This is a genomic window from Embleya sp. NBC_00888 (assembly GCF_045207655.1).
Classification (GTDB): domain Bacteria; phylum Actinomycetota; class Actinomycetes; order Streptomycetales; family Streptomycetaceae; genus Embleya.
Window position 1 is genome coordinate 5,497,504 of the sequence record NZ_CP108785.1, and the last position, 22,896, is coordinate 5,520,399.

19 protein-coding genes and 1 pseudogene are annotated in these 22,896 nt (G+C 68.0%); 16 read left to right on the forward strand and 4 right to left on the reverse strand.

The window, feature by feature from the left end; all coding sequences use genetic code 11:
* Positions 1 to 487 precede the first annotated feature (487 nt).
* The 3 genes and pseudogenes from OG948_RS58490 to OG948_RS58500 form a co-directional block, all read right to left on the reverse strand.
* Positions 488 to 1,216 carry an ATP-binding cassette domain-containing protein gene (locus OG948_RS58490; RefSeq protein WP_331773200.1) on the reverse strand — a complete coding sequence of 243 codons (729 nt, stop codon included), beginning with the start codon at positions 1,214 to 1,216 and terminating at the stop codon, positions 488 to 490.
* Complete coding sequence (locus tag OG948_RS58495) at positions 1,213 to 3,924, reverse strand: branched-chain amino acid ABC transporter permease/ATP-binding protein (protein WP_331773201.1); 2,712 nt, start codon at positions 3,922 to 3,924, stop codon at positions 1,213 to 1,215. The genes OG948_RS58490 and OG948_RS58495 overlap by 4 nt, the downstream gene beginning before the upstream one ends.
* Before the next feature lie 302 nt (positions 3,925 to 4,226).
* Positions 4,227 to 4,742 (reverse strand): annotated as a pseudogene (locus OG948_RS58500) (ISAzo13-like element transposase-related protein); the annotation flags it as partial.
* A gap of 476 nt (positions 4,743 to 5,218) precedes the next feature.
* Between OG948_RS58500 and OG948_RS58505 the strand changes: the two are divergent.
* Both OG948_RS58505 and OG948_RS58510 read left to right on the forward strand, forming a co-directional pair.
* Entirely contained in the window at positions 5,219 to 6,397 is a 1,179-nt protein-coding gene (locus OG948_RS58505; RefSeq protein WP_158696126.1) for an ABC transporter substrate-binding protein, read from the forward strand.
* Positions 6,398 to 7,181: 784 nt separating this feature from the next.
* Complete coding sequence (locus tag OG948_RS58510) at positions 7,182 to 8,405, forward strand: DUF3500 domain-containing protein (RefSeq protein ID WP_331773202.1); 1,224 nt, start codon at positions 7,182 to 7,184, stop codon at positions 8,403 to 8,405.
* On the opposite strand, the gene OG948_RS58515 is transcribed toward OG948_RS58510, so the two are convergent.
* Entirely contained in the window at positions 8,396 to 9,340 is a 945-nt protein-coding gene (locus OG948_RS58515; protein ID WP_331773203.1) for a LysR family transcriptional regulator, read from the reverse strand. The two genes, OG948_RS58510 and OG948_RS58515, sit on opposite strands and share 10 nt — an antisense overlap.
* A 233-nt stretch (positions 9,341 to 9,573) precedes the next feature.
* Here OG948_RS58515 and OG948_RS58520 point away from each other — a divergent pair, with 233 nt between their 5' ends.
* From OG948_RS58520 to OG948_RS58585, 14 genes are all read left to right on the forward strand, one after another.
* Positions 9,574 to 10,338 carry an SDR family NAD(P)-dependent oxidoreductase gene (locus tag OG948_RS58520; RefSeq protein ID WP_331773204.1) on the forward strand — a complete coding sequence of 255 codons (765 nt, stop codon included), beginning with the start codon at positions 9,574 to 9,576 and terminating at the stop codon, positions 10,336 to 10,338.
* 14 nt (positions 10,339 to 10,352) lie between these two features.
* The gene (locus tag OG948_RS58525; protein WP_331773205.1) at positions 10,353 to 11,189 is read left to right on the forward strand and encodes a 2-keto-4-pentenoate hydratase; all 837 of its coding nucleotides are present in this window, start codon (positions 10,353 to 10,355) and stop codon (positions 11,187 to 11,189) included.
* Complete coding sequence (locus OG948_RS58530) at positions 11,189 to 11,983, forward strand: fumarylacetoacetate hydrolase family protein (RefSeq protein ID WP_331773206.1); 795 nt, start codon at positions 11,189 to 11,191, stop codon at positions 11,981 to 11,983. The genes OG948_RS58525 and OG948_RS58530 overlap by 1 nt, the downstream gene beginning before the upstream one ends.
* A gap of 3 nt (positions 11,984 to 11,986) precedes the next feature.
* Complete coding sequence (locus OG948_RS58535; protein ID WP_331773207.1) at positions 11,987 to 12,400, forward strand: tautomerase family protein; 414 nt, start codon at positions 11,987 to 11,989, stop codon at positions 12,398 to 12,400.
* Between the two features lie 3 nt (positions 12,401 to 12,403).
* Entirely contained in the window at positions 12,404 to 13,315 is a 912-nt protein-coding gene (locus OG948_RS58540; RefSeq protein WP_331773208.1) for a fumarylacetoacetate hydrolase family protein, read from the forward strand.
* A complete protein-coding gene (locus OG948_RS58545) occupies positions 13,312 to 14,259 on the forward strand; it encodes an enoyl-CoA hydratase-related protein (RefSeq protein ID WP_331773209.1) in 948 nt (315 codons plus the stop codon). Before OG948_RS58540 ends, OG948_RS58545 begins: the two co-directional genes overlap by 4 nt.
* On the forward strand, positions 14,231 to 16,387 hold the full coding sequence (locus OG948_RS58550) for an acetate--CoA ligase family protein (protein ID WP_331773210.1): 2,157 nt from the start codon (positions 14,231 to 14,233) through the stop codon (positions 16,385 to 16,387). The genes OG948_RS58545 and OG948_RS58550 overlap by 29 nt, the downstream gene beginning before the upstream one ends.
* A complete protein-coding gene (locus OG948_RS58555) occupies positions 16,384 to 17,544 on the forward strand; it encodes an iron-containing alcohol dehydrogenase (RefSeq protein WP_331773211.1) in 1,161 nt (386 codons plus the stop codon). Before OG948_RS58550 ends, OG948_RS58555 begins: the two co-directional genes overlap by 4 nt.
* Before the next feature lie 42 nt (positions 17,545 to 17,586).
* Positions 17,587 to 17,892: a Dabb family protein gene (locus OG948_RS58560; protein WP_331773212.1), complete on the forward strand. Its 306-nt coding sequence runs from the start codon at positions 17,587 to 17,589 to the stop codon at positions 17,890 to 17,892.
* Positions 17,889 to 18,215, forward strand: coding sequence for an antibiotic biosynthesis monooxygenase (locus OG948_RS58565; protein WP_331773213.1), 327 nt, complete (start codon positions 17,889 to 17,891; stop codon positions 18,213 to 18,215). Before OG948_RS58560 ends, OG948_RS58565 begins: the two co-directional genes overlap by 4 nt.
* Positions 18,212 to 19,531 (forward strand): CoA transferase, encoded by a 1,320-nt coding sequence (locus OG948_RS58570; protein ID WP_331773214.1) that lies wholly within the window; start codon positions 18,212 to 18,214, stop codon positions 19,529 to 19,531. The genes OG948_RS58565 and OG948_RS58570 overlap by 4 nt, the downstream gene beginning before the upstream one ends.
* The gene (locus OG948_RS58575) at positions 19,524 to 20,699 is read left to right on the forward strand and encodes a CoA transferase (RefSeq protein ID WP_331773215.1); all 1,176 of its coding nucleotides are present in this window, start codon (positions 19,524 to 19,526) and stop codon (positions 20,697 to 20,699) included. The genes OG948_RS58570 and OG948_RS58575 overlap by 8 nt, the downstream gene beginning before the upstream one ends.
* A 367-nt stretch (positions 20,700 to 21,066) precedes the next feature.
* Positions 21,067 to 21,369, forward strand: a complete 303-nt coding sequence (locus OG948_RS58580; RefSeq protein WP_406300844.1) for a transposase — start codon at positions 21,067 to 21,069, stop codon at positions 21,367 to 21,369.
* A 54-nt stretch (positions 21,370 to 21,423) separates the two neighbouring features.
* On the forward strand, positions 21,424 to 22,836 hold the full coding sequence (locus OG948_RS58585; RefSeq protein WP_406300845.1) for an IS4 family transposase: 1,413 nt from the start codon (positions 21,424 to 21,426) through the stop codon (positions 22,834 to 22,836).
* Positions 22,837 to 22,896 lie beyond the last annotated feature (60 nt).

Consider the following 22,896-nt stretch of genomic DNA (forward strand, 5'->3'; position numbering starts at 1 on the left):
GTTCGGCTCCCGCAGGATTTCGTCCGGCAGGGCGCGCCGGTCCTCGGAGAGCTTGAGCCCGCTCGGCGAACTCGTCGCTCAGCTTGATCCGGGCCCGCGGCGCCGAGCCCGAACGCGTCTGGTCGAAGAATTGCACCACGGAGTCCAGGACGTCGACCGAGGACTGGGCCAGCAGCGTGAGCAGGATCGAGTGGTGCCGGTTGTGCTCGCACCGCACCAGCGCCTGCCAGGTCGGACGCTCCGACCTGGGCCAGGAAGCGGCGCCGTTCGGCGGGCAGCGCGGTGGGGTGCGTGTGCGTCCAGGTCGCGCAGGAACAACGTCTTCTCCACCTCGCCGCCACACTCTTGGGCGACGCCTGCACCGGCCCGGTCTCCGGCCGGCGCGGCCTGGATGAGCGCAGTTTCGCGGCGAAGACCAGCAGTCGGGCCCGGCGTGCTCGCCGGTCAGCGGCGCGGCATCGGTGAGCGAAGGACAACCTCCTGGCGATCACAGGTAGAGGCGGCGAACCTCGTCCATCCGACCGCGCAGAGATGCGGCGGTGTCGGTCAGTTCGAGTCGACCGCGACGCAGGACCACACCGCGGTCGGCTATGCCGATCACCTTGGTGACCTGCTGTTCGACCAGCAGGACGCCGAGGTTTTCGTTCCGGCATGCCTCGACGAGGGCCTCCAGGATCCGGTCGACCAGCATCGGCGCGAGCCCCAGCGACAACTCGTCGGCCAGCAGGACTTTGGGGTGACGAGCGATCGCGCGCGCTACTGCCAGCATCTGCTGCTGGCCACCCGAGAGCAGACCGACGGTCCGGGAGTAGTGCGGCTTCAGCTCGGGGAAGTAGTCCAGGGCGCTCGCGTCGCATCCGCCGACCCGCAGATTGTCCCGCACGGTGAGGCTCATGAAGACGCAACGCTCCTGCGTGACGAAGGACAACCCATGACGCGCGCGGGAGTGGAGAGGTGTGGCTACGGTCTCGCCGTCCAGCTCGACCGTGCCCTCCTGAGCTGTGAGGAGCCCGGCGAGCCCCATGAGCGTGGTCGTCTTGCCGGCGCCGTTGGCGCCGAGCAACGCGACGATCTCACCCTGTCCGACCTCCAGATCGAGCTTTTGCACGTAGGCGACCGAGCCACCGTGACCGACGCTCAGTCCGCGGGCGGCGAGTACGACCTTGCCACTCGGTATCGGTACGTTCTTTTCGAACGCTTCGACTATTGGGCTCACAGGACACCTCCGTGCGCGCCGGCTGTCAGATCCGCACTGCCTACGTTCTCGATCTCTTCGCCGAGATAGGACGCGATGACCTCCGGGGCTTTCCGGACCTCGCTCGGCGCACCGCTGGCTATCACCTCGCCGAAGTTGAGGGCGGTCACGACATCGCTGACATCCATGACCAGTTCCACGTCGTGCTCGATCAGCAGGACACCGATGCCGCTCTGCTCGGCGATCCGGCGGATGAGCGTACGCAGTTCCGCGGTCTCGACCTCGTCCAGACCCGCGGCCGGTTCGTCGAGCAGCACGATGTCCGAGTCGGTGGCGAGTGCCCGGGCGATCGCCACGAGATGCCGTTTGCCGTAGGAGAGTTCCTCAATGCGGCGGTCGAGAACACCGTCGAGTTCGAGGAGGCGTACGGCCTCCCAGCCGGCTGGGCTCAAGGAGACCTCCTGCGGCCGGATCAGTTCGCGGACCACATGGTCTCGACGGTTGATCTCCGACGCCGCCCGGATGTTGTCGTAGACGTCGAGGTCATCGAACAGCTCGAGGCTCTGGAACGACCGGCCGATCCCGAGTCGCGACCGCTTCCAGGTTGGCATCCGCCGCAGTGAGTCGTTGCCGAGGCAGACCTGCCCGCTCTGCGGGTGCGCGAAGCCGCTGATGACGTCGAGGAGCGTCGTCTTGCCGGCCCCGTTCGGCCCGATCAGCCCGTGCACCGTGCCGGGCTCGACCGTGAGCGACACGCCTTTGAGTACGTGCACCGCGCCGAACGACATCCTGACGTCGGTCAGGGTCAGGGCCCGACGTGTCCGTGTGCCGCGCTGCAATTGTGGTGTCGCCGGCTCGGGGATCCGCGCCGGCGCATTGCGCCGGCGACGAGTGGCCAGACGGCGGACCAGCGAGACGTTGACCGACACGATTCCATCGGGGTTGAGCAGGATCGTGACGAGCAGCACCACGCCACCGACCATCGGCAGCCACGCGAACTGGTCGTTGTAGGCCGAGGCGACGACCTGGTTGCCGACACCTCCACTCGCGAACGTCATGCCGACGAGCGGACCGATGATCCAGCCGAGCCCACCGATGACCGTCCAGCCAAGCTGGCTGATCGACGACAACGGGTCGAAGTTGCCGTAGACGACGGCGGTGGACCGGAAGGCCAGCAACACTCCGCCGACAGCCGCGATGAAGGCCGAGATCACGAATGCCGTGGTCTTGGCACCGTTGACGTTGATACCGATCGACGCTGCCGCACGCTCGTTGCCTCGCACCGCGATCAACCGGCGTCCACCTTGGGAACGACGGAGGTTGGCTACGAGCAGACCGAAGATCACGAACACCAAGATGACAACCGTCAGATAGCGACGGGGATCGATGATCGGCGTGAGATCCAGGCCGAGGATCGTCGGGCTCGGCACCGTCACGAGATCGCTGCGGCTGAAGACCGTCGCATAGAGCAGGACGCTGAACCCCAGCGTGATGATCCCGAGACTTGCCCCTCGCATACGTCTCGCGGTGAAGGCGAGGACGAAGCCGAACGGGATCGCGCAGATTCCGCCGATCAGCAGCAGCAGCAGGAACGGGATCCCGGGGTGGTCGTGGGCGAGTTCGGACGCGACGACCGCGCCGACACCCGCGAGCGCGAACGGGGCGAGCGAAACCTGTCCCGCATATCCGGTGACGACCACGACAGACAGCATCGGGATCGCCACGAGCAGGCTCGTCAGCAAGGCGAAGTTCCACTCCACGGGCAGGACGACCCACACAAGCAGGATCGTGACCGCGAAGGTCGGCAGGACCAGCGCCCAACGGATCCGGCCGTCTCCCAAGGAGGGCATCCGGGTGCCGACGAAGCCACGCGAGGGGATCGCGCGGCCGCGCAACAGCATCAGGAGGACCAGGAGTGCGAACGTCGCGATCGTTCCGGCGCCGCGGACGTCGGTGTGCACCGTCGCCTCGGACTGCGCGACACCGATCCCGATGCCGCCGACGATCGTCAGCGGGAAGGACACGAGACCGCCGCCCAGTGCGGCGGCGAGCACCGGGACGAGGAGGCTGAGGAAGGCCACGAGATTCAGACCACTCAGAGGTGCGAGGAGAGATCCGGCCAAGCCTGCCAACACACCGCCGAGGAACCAGCTGCCGATCGCGATACGTCCAGGGTCGTGCCCGAGCGTCTGCCCAGCGATCGGATTCTCGGCCACCGCGGCGGTGATCGCCCCGTACCTGCTGTAGCGGAAGATCGCCCACAAGATCGTCGTCACAACGATCGCGACGACTACGAGCAGCAGGCGGTCTCGACCGATCGACCGGCCGTCCCACAGATCGAGAGGGGCCGTCGGCAGGAGGGACTTGACGCTCTGCGCGTCGCTCGTGAAGGCGAGCAGCAGTCCCGCCTGGATCACGAGGAGCACTCCCGTTGATGCGATGAGCTGTGTCAGCGGTGAGGCCAGGCGCAGCGGGCGCATGACCAGTAGCTGGACAAGGACACCGGACAGGCCGGCACAGAGGACGGCGGCGAGCAGGGAGAGTGCCAGGGGGATCCCCATCGAGTTGCTGAAGTACGCATACATGTAGGCTCCGAGCGCGGCCTGCGAGGTGTGCGCCAGGTTGAGGACACCCGTTCCGCGATAGACCAGCACGAGCCCGAGCGCCAGCAGGCCGAGCATGGCACCAGGGCCGAGCCCGATAAGGCCGTAGTACGCGATGTCCTCCACGTGAGCTCCTCCATCTGGTGGGTGGCCGCGTGGCCGAAAGAGAGTGCGCCGACCAACCGTCCGACGTCGTCTTGGTCGGCTGCGATGCGTCCGGGGCACTGATGGCGCACATGATCGTCACACCCAGCGGGCTGCCGTTCAACGCCGTTTCTGCGCACTCGACATACGGAAAACGGATCAACGGAAGTGCGGGCTCAGCCGTCGTCGAGGCCGAGCAACGAGCGGAGGCCGCAATGCGCGATCTTCTCCGGAGCGTCGTGCGCGAAGCCGATCGCGCGGCTCTCCGCGACGGGGAGGGCCCTGATGTCCTTGCCCGGCTCCGGATCCGGGAAGCCGCGGATCCGCAACCCGGGCCGGCTCGCCCGCAGGGTGCCACTCGCTGCCGGTGTTCTTGTAGTTGCCGACCACTTCCTCCATTTTCGTGTCGACGCCGACCACCGGGTCCCCGGCGGCTTGGTGGTCCCGGGCCCGCTCGTTGATGTAGCGGAACTGGCCTTCACGGTCCGGGTGTTGCCTGCCGTCGGGGGTTTTGGCATAGCCCTGAAGGCTAAAGCTTTTCTCACGCATCAGGTCGGCCACGGTCTCCGCCGAGACGCGGTGGCCCTGTCCGGTCGGCTCGCCGGGCAGATGACGGGTCGACTTCGTTGTCCAGCGCAGCGCGTGCACCCCGGCCGCACGGGTCACCTTCCTGATTCGCCATGACCCGGCGGCCGGACCTGCGCTCCTGTGGCCAACCGGCGCTGGCGCTCGTCCGGATGCGGAAACAACGCCTCGAACTTCGCCGCCGGCACCGCGTCGGTTTCTTCCGACATCCCCATGGCGCAACAATGACCAGCCACGACGGAAGTCACTATTTGTTTCTCCGCAAGCCTCAACCGAAGGACGTTATTCTGGATCTGGTTTCTCTCACTACTCAGTCAACTCGTTGTCGAGTATCCGGAACGGGCTCTACTTATCCGCCCGGTTGCCGAGTGTGGGCCGGTCGCCGCCGTCGTCAAGATGACGTCAGGCTCGATTTTGCCTGCTCTGGCCGCATCCGCCGCGACACCCCGCACCATTGGTGCGCTGTGTGCGTCGCTTACGCGGCGGATCTACCGCCGCGCTCGAAGTGAGCGCCTGTCGACAGCTTTCACGACGTGTTCTGCCTATCCGGTTTCCGGATCAGCGAGGTCGCCTTTTCGGCATGGACCGACCGGCCCGTCTTGAGACACGCTTTCGTGGACGTCGCCGTGATCTGAGTCACACGATCCCAGGGATCGAGTTCGGGCTCGTTCGGATTCCACAAGGAGACAGCATGAAGCGATTGTTGGTATTTTTTGTCGTGGTCACGATGGCGCTGAGCGCGTGCGGCTCGAGCGATAAGAAGGCAGGGTCCGATGCGGGGCCGATCAAGCTTTATCAGATTTCGGAGCTGCAGTCCCCTGCGACGTCGCTACCGTTCATGAAGACCTCGGCCGAGGCGGCCGTCAAGGAAATCAATGCGTCCGGCGGCATCAAGGGGCGCCGGCTCGAACTCGCCTCGTGCAACGAGAGGAACGATCCGAACGCGGCGGTGAAATGTGCGCAGACCGCGACCCAGGACAAGGACTATGTCGCTCTGGTCGGCGGGCTCAGCCTCTTCGGCGACCAGATCAATCCCATCATCGAGGCGGCCAAACTCGCCAACGTGGGTGTCTCCCTGGTGTCCGACTCCGACGCCAGGAGTCCGATGAGCTTCGCGACGTCTGCCGGTGTCCCTGGCTTCGCCGCCATGCCGGCGGTCGCCAAGAAGTACCTCAATGCGAGCAGGATCGGCGTCATGAACATCTCGACGCCGGCCGTCGGGACGCTCAACTCCTACTTCGAGGCCGGTGCCAAAACGTCCGACGTCAAGATCGTCAAGAAGATCGAGGTCCCAGCCGACGCGACCGATTTCACGCAGTACGTCTCGCAGCTCGACGATGCCGGTGCGCAGGTCGTCGTCTCGAGCATGACTCCGCAGGCCAACCTAGCCCTGTGGCAGGCCATCAGCTCCAGCAAGTCGGCCCTCAAGACAGTCATGAGCGATGCCACGGTTTCCGCCGACCTGATCAAGCAGGCCGGCAACAAGATCACCGAGGGCAACTACGTCTGCGTCGGTACACCGTCCAGCAACGCGACCAATCCGACCGGCAAGGCGTACTCGGAGTCGATGGCCCAGTACGCGCCGGACGAGAAGGTCATCACAGGTGTCGGCCTGAACGCCTGGCTCGCGGTCAAGCTCTTTGCGCAGGTCGCCCAGGACATCAAGGGGCCAATCACTCGTGCCAGCGTGCTCGGTGCCATGAACAAGGTCGAGAACATGAAGTTCTACTGGCTCGAATCGCTGTCGTTCGACCAGGCCGGCCCGCTCAAGGACTACCCGAGGATCGTCAACCCGATCACGTTCACGAACGAGATCGTGAACGGCCAGTACGTCGAGAGACCGGCCTTCAACCCGTTCGTCAAGAGGTAGGCGGCGCGTTCGCGAAACCCGGTCGGGAAAGTGCCGCGTGACGTGCTCGATCCGTTTGGAACGTGACACTGCGGCGGTCCGACAAGGCGCCCAGGGCCTCGGTGCCGACGCGTGCGCGTGAGGTTGGCAGTCCTGGCAGGTGCTCGGTGAGTCTGCGGATGGGCTGGCGGGTTGACGGCAGGCCGAGTCTCGTCGGGCGTGTGGTGTCCGTCGCCACGACGAAGTCCTCGTCGTCAGGCGTCGACAGGCGGGGACGGCCTCCCGTCCACCGTGGGTCCAGGCTTCCATCCCGACTTGTTGAACCGGTGGATCACATCCCGCACGGTGCCATCGTCCGCCTGGAGGAGGCGGACGATGGCACGGACACTGGTCGGTCCCGGCGCACGATCGCCTGCACGCGGCGCCCGATGTTGTTACTCGACCGCCGTACCACGACTCCCTCGGCCACCCGCACCCTCCCGCTCGAACGACCCGAACAACCCCGAAGGACCCTCCAACCGAGACTCCGGCCGACAGCGCCGAACAGCAACGCCACGAACCAATCCGGTCACGGCACCACTGGCGCCCCCGGATCCAAAGGCGTTTGGTCAGGTTCCGGGATCCGGATCGATCACCTGCGAGGTTCGAGATCCGGTTCGGTTCGCCGGGCCGATTCCCGGTGTTACGGTCTCGCAGAACTCGAGCTCCGAAGTGGATCGCCACCCCGGACGGGCGGTGTGTCGCGACCGTTCATCGGTTGCCCACAACCCCTGTTTGTCACCCGAACCGTGATCGGAGGAATGTCATGCCCTCAGACGACGACCGGACGGTCTACCGAGGGGCCCGACCGAGCCCCGTCCGCCGCCCGTTCCGCCGCGGCCACATCGACGCGTCGATGATGCCGCTCGGGCCGGAGGTGTTCGCGGCGGTGTCGGAGGCTGCCCCGGTCCTCCATACCTCGGCACAGTCTTTCGTCGGGATCACCGAAGACGGCGTACCGCGGCCCGACCTCTTCGGGCTGCGTGACGAGGGGCTCTCCACGGCTGTCATCGCCGGGGCGGCCCGCGCCTGGCTCGACTGTCTCGACGCGGATCACAGGCGGAAGGCCGTCCTGTCCGTCGAAGCAGTGGAGTGGCAGCACTGGATCAACGCGTTTCTGACCTTCCCGGAGCACGGGGTATTGCTCGACGAACTCGGCGCCGACCGGCGTGGGTTGGCGATGGACCTCGTCCGCGCCACGGTGTCGGCAGCCGGAATGGACGACATCCGGACGGCGATGCGGCTGAACGCCCGCCTCGGCGAGCTGTGTGCGGGCTACGAGGACACGCTCAAGGAGTACATGTACTGGTTGACCATCTTCGGCGAACCGTCGGAGACGGAGCCGTGGGGCTGGCAGCTGATGGGGCATCACCTCGACCTCAATTGCTTGATCGTGGGCGGTCAGGTCGTGCTGACCCCCAGCTTCCTCGGGACCGAGTTCGACGGCCACGAACTGTTCGCCGAACACATCAAGGCGGCCGTGCGCTTCATGGACGCCCTGAACGGAGCACAGCGCGACCGAGCGGTCGCGTACCGGTCGATCCGCAACGCGGATCTGCCACCGCATCTGGCCGGACCCATCAACGGTCGACACGTCGCCGGCGCCGGCCAGGACAACCTGGTGCTGCCCTACGAGGGGCTCTCCGGCGACAGCCTCGACCGCGAGCAGCGGACGTTGCTGCACAACCTCATCCGGCCCTACCTGCGAGTGCTCCCGGACGGTTCACGCCTGGCGCGGCAGGCCGAGATCGATCGCCATCTCGACGTGACACACGTTCTGTGGATGGGCGGCTGGGGCGACGGTGAGCCGTTCTACTACCGGGTCCACAGCCCCATAATCCTGATCGAGTACGACAACCACTCAGGGGTGTTCCTCGACAACCCCGAGCCGCAGCCGTACCACGTCCACACGATCGTGCGGACGCCCAACGGCAACGACTACGGCAAGAACCTTCTCGCCCGCCACTACGCCACGGCGCATCACCGCTGAGCTGGAGCCTCGATCGGGGCCGGGCGCAGGTCGACGGTGCCGGCCGGCAGCGGGGCGTCGAGGATCGCCTGCCAGAACGGGCTGCGGATGACGGCGAACTCCTGACTCGTCTCGAACACGGCAGCGACCTCGCGCACGAGCGCCGGGTCCGCCAAGGGCAGGACGCACACACCGTCGTGCCCGCAGCCGTCGACGGCGAGCGAGTTCGTGAACCCCACGCCGAGGTCGTTGCGGACCAGCGCGATCAGCGTCTGGGGGATGTTGGTCAGGTATGCGACGGTCGGCGTGACGTCGTGCTGGAGCAGCATCTGATACGCCTCCGTCTGGCCGAGGTTGTGGCCCGGGACGACGAGGTCGTACAGCCCCAGGTCCTCGGTGCGGACGGGCTCGCCGACGCGCGCCAGCTCGTGATGCGCGGGAACGACGACGCGCATCGGTTCGCTCCACAGAGGGAACCCCCGCAGGCGTCCGTCCTGGGTCGCGGGGTAGCGCGGGCGCAGCCCCAACTGCACCCGGCCGGTCAGCAATGCTTCGTCGACGTGGACGAACTCCTCGACGAGTTCGACGTGGATGCCCGGGAACCGGCGGCGGAAGTCCCGGATCACCCGCGGCAGGAAGCTCGCGGCTGCGCTCGGGTGCGCCGCGACCGCGAGCTGGCCGCGGATCAGGCCGTTGACCTCGGCGACCGCATTGCGTCCGAGGTCCAGCTGTGTCAGCGTGCCGCGGGCATAGGCCAGGTACGCCTCGCCGGAGGGCGTCAGGGCCACCGGCCGCGCACGGCGATCGAACAGTTGCACACCCAACTCCCGTTCGAGAGATCCGACGTGCGCCGATACCCGCGACTGTGCACGGAAGATCGCTTCCGCCGCCGCCGCGAAGCCTCCGTGGTCGACGACGGCAACGAAGCTGGTCAGCCAGTCAACCTGCACGGTCATACCCCCCTCTTCGTCGTCCGCGCCGGGACGGCCGCCGTGCGGTCCGCAGCCGGCGACGACGGCGCTTCGGCACGGATAGTCGGCCGGATCCACGGATCCGTGCGGAACCCGGAATGTGTCGGGTCCTTCCTACGGCACCGCAGTGGATCCGACCCCGACCGATCCACTTTGCGGATAGCGGACTCCAGTTCTTCGATCTGGTGTGCCCCAGGCGAACTCAACAGGATGAATGCATGGATCGGACCAAGCGTGCGAGTGATCAGCAACGGGTCGTACTGGTGACGGGCGGCGCGTCGGGCATCGGGCGCGCCACCGCACGCCGGCTGGCGAACGACGGGTACGCCGTCGTGGTCGCCGATCGGAACGTGGACGCCGCCGCGGAGCTCGCGGACGAGATCGCCGGCTCCGGATCGACTGCACGGGCGGTACGCGTGGACGTCAGCGACGGCGAGGAGTGCGCCGCAGTGGTGCGATATGCCGTCGACGCTCTCGGACGACTGGATGCCTTGGTGCACTGCGCTGGCATCCCGGGGGCGAACGACCCGGTCGCCGACACGTCCGACGCCGAGTGGGACTCGGTCGTCGGGGTCAATCTGGGCGGCACCTTCCGCATGTGTCGCGCCGCAGCATCGGCGCTCAGCCGGTCCGACGCGGGCCGGATCGTCCTCCTCGCATCCGTCGCCGGCAAGGAGGGCAATCCGCAGGCCGCGGCCTACTCCGCGTCGAAGGGCGGCGTCATCGCGTTCGCCAAGGCATTCGCGAAAGAATTGGTCGCCACGCGCGTGCTCGTCAACGTGGTGACGCCCGCGCTCATCGCAACCCCGATGGTCGGGCAGTCCACGCCCGAGCACGTCGCCTACATGACCTCCAAGATCCCGATGGGCCGGCTCGGTCGCCCCGAGGAGGTCGCCGCTCTGCTCGCCTGGCTGAGTTCACCCGAATGTTCCTTTGCGACCGGGGCCGTCTTCGACATCTCCGGCGGCCGCTCAACGTACTGATGAGGAGCACCAGCATGTCTGCGGGCCTGGTTGAGCACGACAACACCGACAACGCCGCCGTACATCGCGCGACCGCGCAGCGACTACGCCGCGCCTACGAGCGTCGCGAGGCCACCGATCCCGTCATCGACGGTCATCCGCACCTAGGTGTCGACGACGCCTACGCGATCCAGAAGCAGCAGGTCGCCGGCTGGATCGAGAGTGGTGACGAGATCGTCGGCTACAAGGTCGGTCTCACGTCGCGCGCGATGCAGATCCAGACCGGCGTCGACCAGCCCGACTACGGACACCTCATGCGCAGCATGTTCGAGCTCGAGCACTTCCCGATCTCCGCGACGAGGTTCATACAGCCGCGCATCGAGCCCGAGATCGCATTCATCCTCGCGCGACCCCTCTCGGGGCCGGGCGTCACCATGGCCGACGCCGTCCGAGCGATCGACTGCCTCCTGCCGGCGATCGAGATCATCGATTCCCGGATCCGTGACTGGCAGTTGACGATCGTCGACACCATCGCCGACAACGCCTCGTCGGGGGGCGTGGTGTTGGGAGGTCACCCCGTCTCGCCTCGGTCGATCGACCTGCGGCTCGCGGGGTGCGTACTGCACCTCAACGGAGGAGTCGTTGCCACGGGTGCGGGAGGGGCCGTGCTCGGGTCGCCGCTGAACTCGCTGGTCTGGTTGGCCAACGCCCTCGGATCGCTCGGCGTGACGCTGGAGGCCGGGCACGTCATTCTCTCCGGGGCGATGACCCGTGCCCAGTCCGTCCGCCCGGGCGACACCGTGAGCGCACACCTCGCCGGGCTGGGGTCGGTCGGCGCCGTCTTCGCCGCGGACACCCAGGAAGCCGCCTGATGGCCGGCCCCGAGCGTTCGTGGACATCGGAGATCGTGGCCGAACTGCTTCTCGACGCCGAGGCCCGGCGAACCCCGACCGAGGGCATCGCGTCGCGCTGGCCGGAATTCGACCTGGACGCCGCCTACCGTGCCCAGGACCTGGCGGTCCGGCTCCGGGTCGCTCGCGGGGAGCGGATCGTCGGGGTCAAGCTCGGACTCACGTCGGTGGCCAAGCAGCGGCAGATGCACGTCGACACCCCGTCGATCGCCTGGCTGACGGACACGATGGAACTCGCCCCGGGGACGGCGGTGCCGACCGACCGGCTGATCCATCCGCGGGCCGAACCCGAGATCGTCTTCGTGCTGGGCAGCGAACTCCGCGGCCCGGGCGTGACCGCCGCCCGCGCGATGCAGTCGGTCGCGAGCGTCGTGGGCGGCATCGAGATCATCGACAGCCGATTCACGGGGTTTTCCTTCACGCTCCCCGACGTCGTCGCCGACAACAACTCGTCGAGTCGCTACATCACCGGCCCGCTGCAACTCCCGCCCGACGGGCTCGACCTCGCGCTCGAGGGCTGCCTGCTCGAGGTCGACGGGCAGGTCGTCGACAGTGCGACCGGCGCAGCGATCCTCGGCAACCCGGCACACGCTCTCGCGTTCGCCGCGAACGAACTCGCCAAGCGCGGGCAGGCACTGGAGGCCGGATGGGTCGTGTTGACCGGCGGCCTCACCGAGGCGGTGCCGCTGCACCCCGGGTCACGGGTGGCGGTGCACTTCACGCACCTCGGTTCCATCGTGATCAAGGCGGACTGACCCATGCCGATCCTGATGCTGTACCTCGGTGACGACATCGCCGACCCCCAGCGGTACGAGCAACTGCTGACGCGGGCGAGCCGGGTCATTGCAGACACGCTCGAGACGCCGATCGACCGCACGCGCGTCTTCATCCACACCCATCCGGGACGAGCAGCCGTCGGAGGCCGACCGCTGGCGCCGGGGGAGATCGGTGCGCCGTTCTTCGTCTGCCACGTCAGTTCCCATCGCCCCCCGGAACACCGCACCGCGCTGCTGGCACGCCTGACCGACGTGATCGAGGAGTCCCTCGACGTCGACCGGTCGGTCATCCGCGGCTGGGCCCAGCCGACGGAACCCGACTCGTGGGCCGTGGCCGGCGTACCACTGAGCATCGCGCGCGCCGACGAGGTCGGCCGCGCGGAGAAAGGTGACTAGGACATGCGGCTGATGCGAATCGGACCGGCCGGCGCAGAGCGCCCCGTCGTGCGTGTCGCCCAGAGCGGCTACGTCGATGTGTCCGACGTGGTCGGCGACTTCGACGAGTGGTTCTTCGCCGCGGGCGAGACGGACCGTCTGCGGTCGATCGTGGACGAACGCAGTGCCCGCGGGCAGGTCGACACCTTCGGCAACGTGCGCATCGGTGCCCCGATCGCACGGCCGCACCAGATCCTGTGCGTCGGCCTGAACTACGCGGACCACGCTGCCGAGACCGGGGCAGCGGTGCCGGAAGAACCGCTCGTGTTCACGAAGGCACCGAACTCGATCACCGGCCCCAACGACGGCATCCGCACCCCCCGCGGAGCCACCAAGCTCGACTGGGAGGTCGAGCTCGGCATCGTGATCGGAACCCGCGCCAGGTACCTGTCCGACCTGACCGAGGCGCGCGCGGCCGTCGCCGGCTTCGTGGTCGTCAACGACGTGAGCGAGCGCGCCTTCCAATCCGAGCGCGGCGGGCAGTGGTCCAAGGGCAAGTCCGCGGAGACCTTCAACCCGGTCGGCCCGTGGCTGGCGACCCCCGACGAGATCGACGACGTGCAGAACCTCGACCTGTGGCTGACCGTGAACGGCGTGCAGCGGCAGAGCAGCACGACGGCGCAGATGATCTTCGACCCCTGGGTCATCGTGCACTACCTCAGCCAGTTCTTCGTGCTCGAGCCCGGCGACCTCATCAACACCGGGACCCCACCGGGCGTCGGCCTCGGACACCACCCCCCGGTCTGGCTCCGGTCCGGCGACGTGGTCGAGCTCGGCATCACCGGGCTCGGCGCGCAACGCCAGATCGTGCTCCCGCCCGACGGACCACCACCGACCCTGTCCCTGACCGCTACGACTTCGAGAGGGCAGCAATGAGCGAGATCCTGCAAGTGATCAAGGAGCCCGGGTGGCGGCACTTCGTGCTGAACCGCCCGGAGAAGCGCAACGCGCTGTCGATGCCGTTGCTCGAGGCGCTGCGCGACGCCCTGGCGGAGGCCGATGCGGACGACGACGTCAGCGCGGTCCTCATCACCGCCAACGGCCCCGACTTCTGCAGTGGCATGGACGTCGGCAGCGATGACGCGGCCGAACCGAACGCGCGCAACACCGACCTCGACATGAGCAAGCACGTGGAGGCCGTCGAGGCCCCCCGGCGTCTCCTGCGCTCGCTGTGGACGTTCCGGAAGCCGGTGGTCGTGCTCGTGCACGGCCACTGCCTGGCGGCGGGCACCGAACTGGTGGCGCTCTGCGACATCGCGATCGTCACCGACGACGCCCAACTCGGATTCCCCCCGATCCGGGACATGGGGACAACGGCCGCGCCGATGTGGACCTACTACGCGGGACCGCAGTGGTCCAGGCGCCTGCTCTACACCGGCGACAGCATCTCCGGTGCCGACGCGGCGCGGATCGGCCTCGTCCTGAAGGCCCTGCCCGCGGACCAGGCGCGTGCGGAGGCCCTCGGTCTCGTCCGGCGACTGAGCAAGATCGACTGGCAGTTGCTGGCCAGCCAGAAGCGCATCGAGAACACGACGCTCGAACTCATGGGGCTCCACATGCTCCACAAGATGGCGGCCATGACCGACGGCAGCGCCATGACCTCACCCACGGCCCGTCAGCTCGCGAACACCCCGCGCGAGGAGTACATCGCGGTGCTCAAGCGGCGGCGCACCGAGCTGTTCGGGCCCGGGATCGTCAACGTCACCGGGCCGGACCCGTTCGACGACGACGGCCGCCTGCTCGACGGGACGAGTGGATCACTCCCACCGACAGACCGAGGGAGGAACGCCCATGTCACCGACGGAGAGCCGCAGGCCTGATGGCGCCGATGCCTCGGCGCGGGTCGCGGGGTTGTTCAGCCCGCGGCGGGTGGCGCTGGTCGGCGCGAGCGACCGCTCCGCGTGGTCGCGCCTCGTGTACCAAGCACTCATCCGCTCCGGCATCGACGTCGAGCTGGTGAATCCGCGCGCAGAGACCGTCCACGGCGTCGTCGCCGTCCCGTCGCTGTCCGCGATCGACGCTCAGGTCGACCTCGCCTACGTCATGACGCCCGCGGCAGCGGTACTCGAGACGGTGCTCGAATCGGGCCGTGTGGGCATCCCCAGTCTCATCATCCTGTCCTCCGGGTTCGGCGAGTCCGGTGCGTCCGGCCGGCGGATCGAGCAGGGGATCGGCGAGACGGTCCGCGCTCAAGGGCAGGTGCTCCTCGGGCCGAACACCCTCGGGTACCTGAACTTCACCACCAACACACTCCTGTACCCCGCAGGCAAGGGGCTCGGCGACGTCACGCCCGGATCGATCGCCCTCGTCACCCAAAGTGGTGCTCTCGGCGGCATGATGACCGGCTACGCCGCAGCGCACGACATCGGCATCAACTTCCTGTGTGCCACCGGCAACGAGGCGGACCTCACGGTCAGCGACGTCATCGAGTTCGCGATCGACGATCCCGCCACCAAGGCGATCGGGGTCTTCGCCGAGTCGATCCGGAACCCGGCTGGGCTGCGCCGCGCAGCACAGCGAGCGCTCGCCGTCGGCAAGCCGATCGTCATGCTCAAGGTCGGACGGTCCGAACTCGCCGCGCAGACGGCGGCCACCCACACCGGCTCGATCGTCGGCGACGACGCCGTCGTCGACGCGGCGCTCGCCCAGGACGGGATCATCCGCGTCGACAGCCTCGAGGACCTGGTCGTCACCACGGGAGTGCTGGCCAAGGTCGGCGTCGAACCGCTGCGCGGGGTGGCCGTCGCCGCGATCTCCGGGGGAGTGTGCGATCTTGTCGCGGACGGCTGCGATCGACTCGACATCCCGCTTCCGCAGTTCGCCGAATCGACCCGCCGGCGGCTCGCGGATCTGCTCCCCGACTTCGCCGGCGCACACAACCCGCTTGACCTCACCGGCGCCGTCGTGCGCCACCCGAAACTGCTCGCGGACGTCCTGACCGCAGTCGCGGACGACGGGCAGGCGGATGTCGTGTTGTGCCAAGAGAACCTCGGCAAGCGCAGTCGGCCCACCGACTCGATCATCAACGGAGCGAAGGCGATGCGCGAGGCACGCATCCCGACCTACCTCATCTCGTCCACCGGCGAAGGCCTCACCGATCGGCAGAAGCAGAGTCTGACCGAGTTCGACATCCCCTACCTCGGGGGCGGTCTCGACATCACGCTGTCCGCGCTGGCCCGGCAGCGATGGTGGGCGCACCAGCGACTGAACGCGTCACAGCGCACGCCGGGCGACGCAAAGATCCCCCAAGCACCCACCCCCGAGCCGGGACGTGGCACGTGGTCGGAGGTCCGTACCGGCGAGATGCTCTCCGACTGGGGCGTCCCGGTGGTCCCGCGTCGGCTCGTGCATTCGCCGGAGGAGGCGATCGCCGTGGCCGCGGAGTTCGCGGGACCGGTCGCGATGAAGATCGTGTCCCCGGACATCGCCCACAAGACCGAGGTCGGGGGCGTCCGTCTCGGCGTGGCCGGTCCGGGCGCGGTGGGCCGGGCGTTCACGGCCATCATGGACGGCGTCGGCCGGGCTCGCCCCGAGGCCAGACTCGACGGCGTTCTCGTGAGCCCGATGCGGTCGTCGGCTCTCGAACTGCTCGTCGGAATCACGACGGACGCCCAGTGGGGCAAGGTGCTCACCGTCGGCCTCGGCGGGACGTGGACCGAGGTCCTCAGCGACGTCAGAGCTCGTCTGCTTCCGGTGGTTCCCTCGGACGTCAAGCCGATGCTGATGAGCCTGAAGAGCGCACCCCTGTTGCTCGGCGCCCGCAATTCGCAGGCTGCCGACCTGGACGTCCTCGGTGCGGTCATCGCGCGGATCGCGGATCTCGCGATCGCGTGCGGGCCCGCACTGTCCGCGATGGAGATCAACCCCTTGCGCGTCCACGGGGCGCAGGTCGAGGTCATCGACGCCCTGGCGATCTGGAGTGACAACGACATGGCCACCGCATCATGACGGCATCCATCCATCTGCCCCGACGGTTGCTGATCGGCGGAGGCGCCGGCGCGGAACTCGGTTCGGTCCTCTCGTCGCTCGAGTGTCGCCGCGCGCTCGTCGTCACCGACACCTACCTGTACGACAGCGGGGTCGTGGACCGTGTCCTTGGATCGTTGGGCTCCGGGATCGAGGCGGTCGTGTTCGCCGACACGGTTCCCGATCCGACCGACGACTGCGTGGAGGCCGCGGCCGACGTCCTGCGGTCGGGCGATTTCGACTGCGTCGTCGGACTCGGCGGCGGAAGCCCGATGGACACCGCGAAGGCGGCCGCGATCCTCGCCGCGTCGGGCGGGCGGATGCGTGACTACCGAACGCCGAGGCTGACCGACACGCCCGGCCTTCCGATCATCGCCATCCCGACGACTGCGGGCAGCGGGTCCGAGTGCACGCGCTTCACCGTCGTCACCGACACCGAGACGAACGACAAGATGCTGTGCGCCGGGCTCGCGTTCCTGCCCGTCGCCGCGCTCGTCGACTACCGGCTGACACTGACGATGCCACCCCGACTGAGCGCCGACGCCGGGGTCGACGCGCTGACACACGCCATCGAGGCATACGTCAGCCGGCGCGCGAATCCGTTCGCCGACTCCCTGGCGCTGCCCGCGATGCGCACGATCTACGCCAACGTGCGCCGCGTCTACGAGGACCCGGACAACCACGACGCACGCTCGGCCATGATGCTCGCCGCGACCCAGGCAGGGATGGCGTTCTCGAACTCGAGCGTGGCGCTGATCCACGGCATGAGCCGCCCGATCGGCGCGCACTTCCACCTCGCGCACGGATTGTCGAACGCCATGCTTCTGCCGGTGGTAACCGAGTTCTCCGTCGACGGCGCCCCGGACCGGTACGCAACCTGCGCCCGGGTACTCGGCGTCGCGTCGGACGACGACTCGGACGCGGCCGCCTGCTTCGCGCTGGTCACGGCACTGACCAGGCTCAACGAGGACCTGGAAGTGCCGAACCCTCAGGCATGCGGCATTCCGGCGGCCGAGTGGTCGGCCCTGACATCGCTCATGGCCGAGCAGGCACTCGCCTCCGGGTCACCGGCCAACAACCCGCGGATCCCGAGCGCGCCCGAGATCGAGCAGCTGTACACCGACGTATTCGCCAAGTAACACGGGCCGACGACCACGGCCGGACCAGACGAGGAGACTTCCATGATTTGTCACGTGTGGAGCATGCGGATGAAGCCGGAAAGCACCCCCGAACAGCGCCAAGCGGTGCTCGATGCACTCGCCACCCTACCCGAGCAGATCCCCGGAATCCTCTCCTTCACGTTCGGCGGGGATCTCGGCCTGGGCCGGGACAACGCCGACGTCGTCGTGATCGCCAGGTTCGCCGACGAGGCCGACTGGCGTGCGTACCTCGTGCACCCCGCGCACGACCGCTTCGCCGAGGACGTCGTCACACCGGTCTACGGCTCGGGTGCGGCGATCCAGTTCGCGGTCGACGAGTCGTCGTGATCGTCGAACTCGCCGCCCTGCGCGTGGCGGCTGCCGATAGGGCCGCGTTCGAGTCCGCGTTCGCCGAGACAGACGGCATCTACCGGCGGGCAAGGGGCTGGCACTCGGCCCGCTTGCTCCGCTGCGTCGAGGACGAGACCCGCTACGTCATCGAGGCCACATGGGACCACATCGAAGACCAGACCGTCACGTTCGCGAAGGACGGACTGCTGGACGAATTCCTCGCTCTCGTAGGCTCGCTGTTCGTCGGTCGACCGGAGTTGCTGCACTACGAGCCCGTGGGTTCGGAGCTACGCCGTGCCAATGTGGCGGACGCGCCGTGAGCCCGGAACCCGGCGGCACGGACCGGCCGCCCGACGGAGGGGTCGCAGAGCTGCCGCTCGCCGGCTTCCTCGTGCTCGACCTCTCGATGTTCTGGGCCGGCCCCTTCGCGACGAAGCACCTCGCGGATCTCGGCGCCGAGGTCATCAAGGTCGAGGGCCCGACGCGGATCGACCACGTCCGCACCGTGTCGGTCCCGGACCGATCGGTCGCCGAGCCCTACAACACCAGCCGCTACTTCAACGAGTACAACCGGAACAAGTACGGCCTCGCGATCGACCTGCAGACCGACGCCGGCCGCAGGATCGTCCAGGACCTGGCCGCGATGTCCGACGTCGTGGTCGAGAACTTCCGACCGGGAGCGATCGAGCGCCTCGGGCTCGGATACGAGCAACTCCGCCACGCCAACCCGCGCGTCATCATGGTGTCCCTCCCGGCGTACTCGGGCCTCGAACCCGAACGCCGGCTGCCCGGGTACGGGCCGAACGTCGAGCAGATGAGCGGCATCTCCCACCTGAGCGGCTATATCGACGGACCACCCCAGAAGTTCGGGATCTCCTACGGCGACCCGGTGGCCGGGCTGGGCGGTGCGGCCGCAGTTCTCATGGCGCTCGTCGCCCGCGAACGGACCGGGGTCGGGCGGCGCATCGAGGTTAGCCAGCGCAACCTTCTGCTCACCTTCATCGGCGACGCCATCGTCGCCCATCAGTTCGGGGCGCACGTCGAACGGCAGGGCAACCGGAGCCCCGTGCACGCACCACAGGGCGTCTACCCCAGCCAGGGTGCGGACGGGACACCCGCGGAGCAGGCGGACTCCTGGGTTGCGGTTTCGGTCACGACCGACGAGCAGTGGACCCGGCTGGCCGAGGCCATGGGCCGCCCGGACCTCGCCGCCGACGCCCGGCTGCTCGACGCCCGCGCCCGCCGCGCCACTCACGACGACCTCGACCGGGAAATCGCGGCGTGGACCCGGACGATGCCTGCGGCGACCGTCGCCGACAAGCTCCAGACCGTCGGCGTGCCGGCATCGCCGGTGCTCACGCCGGACGATCTCCGTGACGACCCGCAGCTGACCGCGCGAGCGTTCCTGCGCACCGTCGACCACGCCACCATGACGCCCATGAAGCTGACCGCACCCACGTGGCACTTCCACGGGCTGGACGTCGAACTCCGCGCCGCGCCAGGCCTTGGCGAGCACAATCGCGACATCCTCCGCGGCCGGCTCGGCCTGTCCGACGACTACGTCGACGAACTCGAGGCGCAGGGCGTCATCGCGAAGGAACCGCAGCAGAAACCGGGAAGGAGCCGTCATGCTTGAGGGTCTGGTCGTCGTCGAGCTTGGAAGCGGCGTGACGACCGCGCTCGCCACCCGCACGATGGCCGGCTTCGGCGCGGAGGTCGTGAAGGTCGAGCCGCCCGAGGGTGACTGCCTGCGCCACGTCGGAGCGTTCCCGAACGGGCGGACGGACGGCGAGTCCAGCGCCGCCCATCTGTACTTCAACGGCGGCAAGTCGTCGGTCGTGCTCGACCTGCGGCAGCAGGCCGCCCGTTCGGCGCTCACCGCCATCGTGTCGGCGGCCGACCTGCTCGTCACGGACCGTCGCCGCGGCGAGCTCGAGGCACTCGGCCTCGACGAACCAAGGCTTGCGGCCGGGTTCCCGAAGCTGTCGGTCGTCGCCGTCACGCCGTACGGGGAGGACGGACCGAAGGCGGACCATCTCGTCACCGAGCTGACGACGTTCGCCGCCGGCGGTCAGCTGTCGCTGATGGGCTCGCCGGATCGCGAGCCGGTCAAGCCGTACGGTGACCAGGCAGGTTGCCAGGCCGCGCTGTCGGTGCTCGGTGCGGCAATGACCGCGGTGCTCAGGCAGCTGCGGACCGGCCGGTCGTCCTACGTCGAGCTCGCGCTGCAGGAACTGCAGGCGAGTGCCATGGACATGCAAGGGCCGATGGCCTACAACGGCGACCCGCCCTACCCGGGCTACGGCAAACGCATAGGCAACTCGACCCACTCGCTGTGGTCGTACTACCCGAGCCGCGACGGAGACGTCGGCATCTTCGTCAATCCGACCAACATCGACTCCTTTCTCGCCGCGATCGGGCGGCCGGACCTCCGGGACCGCATGTCCGACAAGACGTTCCTGGCCGGCGAGATGCGTGACCTCGTGGGCCGCTGGTGCGCCGAGAGGACCAACGCGGAGGTCCACGCGGCGGCCGTCGAACACGGCGCGCCGTTCTCCTACGTCGCGCGGCCCGCCGACCTGCTCGCCGACCCGACGCTCGCCGAGACCGGAATCTGGCACGACATCGACGCACCGGGACTGGGGCGACTGCGCATGCCCGGCGCCCCGTTCGCCGGTTCGGAGCCCTTCCAGCTCGCGCCCGCGCCGCAGCTCGGTCAGCACACAACGGCCGTGTTGGCCCGCTACGCCGGGGCCATCGGCGAGGACACTCGGGCCATTGTCGGCGGGTGGCGGGGGCGGTGACCTTGGCGAGTGCGTCTTCCTTACCTTTGGAATGGGTCGTTCCGGCTCTTTGTAAGATCGGGATGCCCAGGGGGTTCCGGGTGTGGCTGTGCGTCGTCAGCTGCTGGTGTGGCTCACTGAGATTGGCCGCCCGGAGCCCCGCGGCGACTCGACTGCTGCTGAGGTTTTCGTCGTGATGTCGGTGGGTTGGCTTTCATTCCCTGGGTCGGATGGTGAGGCCGGTTTCGGCGAGGCAGGCCCCTCTCTGTCAAAGTAGGACGAGTCAGGTAATCTTCACAAATCAATGAGTCGAGGACGGAGAAGGAGGATCCCGATGGCCGGAAGCAGAGACCGTGGAACCCCGGATCCGCAGGTGGAGCCCCGATCGGTGACGCGTCGTTTCAGCGCGGCGTACAAGGAGCGGATCCTGGCCGAGTACGAGGGCCTGGACAAGCAGGGCAAGGGCGCCCTGCTCCGGCGGGAGGGCCTGTACTCGTCGTTGATCTCGACGTGGAGGCAGCAGCGGGACGACGGCGCGCGGGTGGCGCTCGCGACCCCGCCGGGCCGGCCGAAGGCCGATCCGCGGGAGCGGGAGATCGCCCGCCTCGAGCGTGAAGTCGCGCGGCTCAAAGGGGAGTTGGGCAAGGCCCGCACCGTCATCGAGGTGCAGGGAAAACTCCAACACCGGTGATTTACGGCCACGCACGACTTGTCAAGAGGGCTTGCGGAACCCGATGGAACTCCGTTGGATCAGCGTTCGGCCAGGACCGTTGACCAAGGAGTTGCGTTGCCGGAAAAGTGTGTCATCTCGCGTGAAGTCGCCGTAGCCCCGGGTGTGTTCGCGCCCGGACATCTGGGCGAACTGACCCAGATCGTGGACTTCGCATTGGTCGACGCCGTGTTGACGGAGACCGGCCGTGTACAGCGGAGAGTTCGCGTGCTGCCGTCCCGGGTGGTGGTGTACTTCGTGCTGGCTTTGGCCCTGTTCGAACACGTCGGGTATCGGAGCGTCTGGGCGAAGCTGGTGGCCGGGTTGGAGGGTCTGCCTGTGGCCTATCCAACCTCGGGTGCCTTCTCGCGGGCTCGTCGTCGCGTTGGCGTGGCGCCGTTCAAGTCCCTCTTCGAGGTGCTTGCGGGGCCTGTTGCCTGGCGGAACACGCCGGGAGCCTTCTGGCGCGGGTTACGTACGGTCGCAATGGACGGCACGACGTTGCAGGTTCCCGACGCGCCGGCGAACAGGATGACGTTCGGGAAGGCGAAAGCCAAGGGCGGAGGCGAGAACGGCTACCCGTTCCTGCGGCTGCTGGTCCTGGTGGAGACCGGGACGCGAGTCCTGCTCGGCGTGACCTTCGGTCCTCACGCCCAGGGCGAGACGACGTACGCGCCGACGTTGTTCGGGCACTTGCGCGCCGGCATGCTCGTGCTTGCGGACCGCGGGTTCGACAGTTGGGAGCTGTTGTCGGCGATCAGCGACAGGGGCGCCGACTACCTGGTCCGTTCCCGCACAGCCAGGACCCCAATGATCCTGAAACGTTTGCCGGACGGCTCCTACCTGTCGGTTTTCGGCAACGGCCGCTTGCCCGTCAGAATCGTCGAGGCGACCGTCGTGGTGCGATTCGCCGACGGCAGCCGGCGCACCGAACCGTGGCGGCTGGTGACCAGCCTGATCGACCACCGGCGGTATCCGGCGGGCGAACTGGTCACCCTCTACCACGAGCGGTGGGAGGTCGAGACCGCGTTGTATTCGATCAAATGCACGCTTCTCGGCGGACGGGTGCTGCGTTCCAACCTCCCCCAGGACATCGATCAGGAAATCTACGCGCTCTTGACCGTCTATCAGGCACTGCGGATCGCCATGGCCGACGCGGCCGCCACTGAGCCGGGCCTGGATCCGGACCGAATGAGCTTCACCGTCGCACTGGAGACAGCCTGCGGCCAGGTGATCGCCGCCGCCGGAGTCCTGGTGACCGCCGCCGTCGACCTCGTCGGAGTGATCGGCAGGGCGCTCCTGCGCGAGAAGCCCGCACCACGACGTAACCGGACCAACCCCCGTTCGAAGAAACGCCCGACCAGCAAGTACGCCGCAAGCGCGATGGGCGTGCCCAAGACCAGCCGTCGCTACACCCTCCACGCCGACATCGGGATCCTGTCCTCTTGACAAGTCGTGCGTGGCCGTAAATCACCGGTGTTGGGGAAAACTCTCCGCGCTGCTGGATCA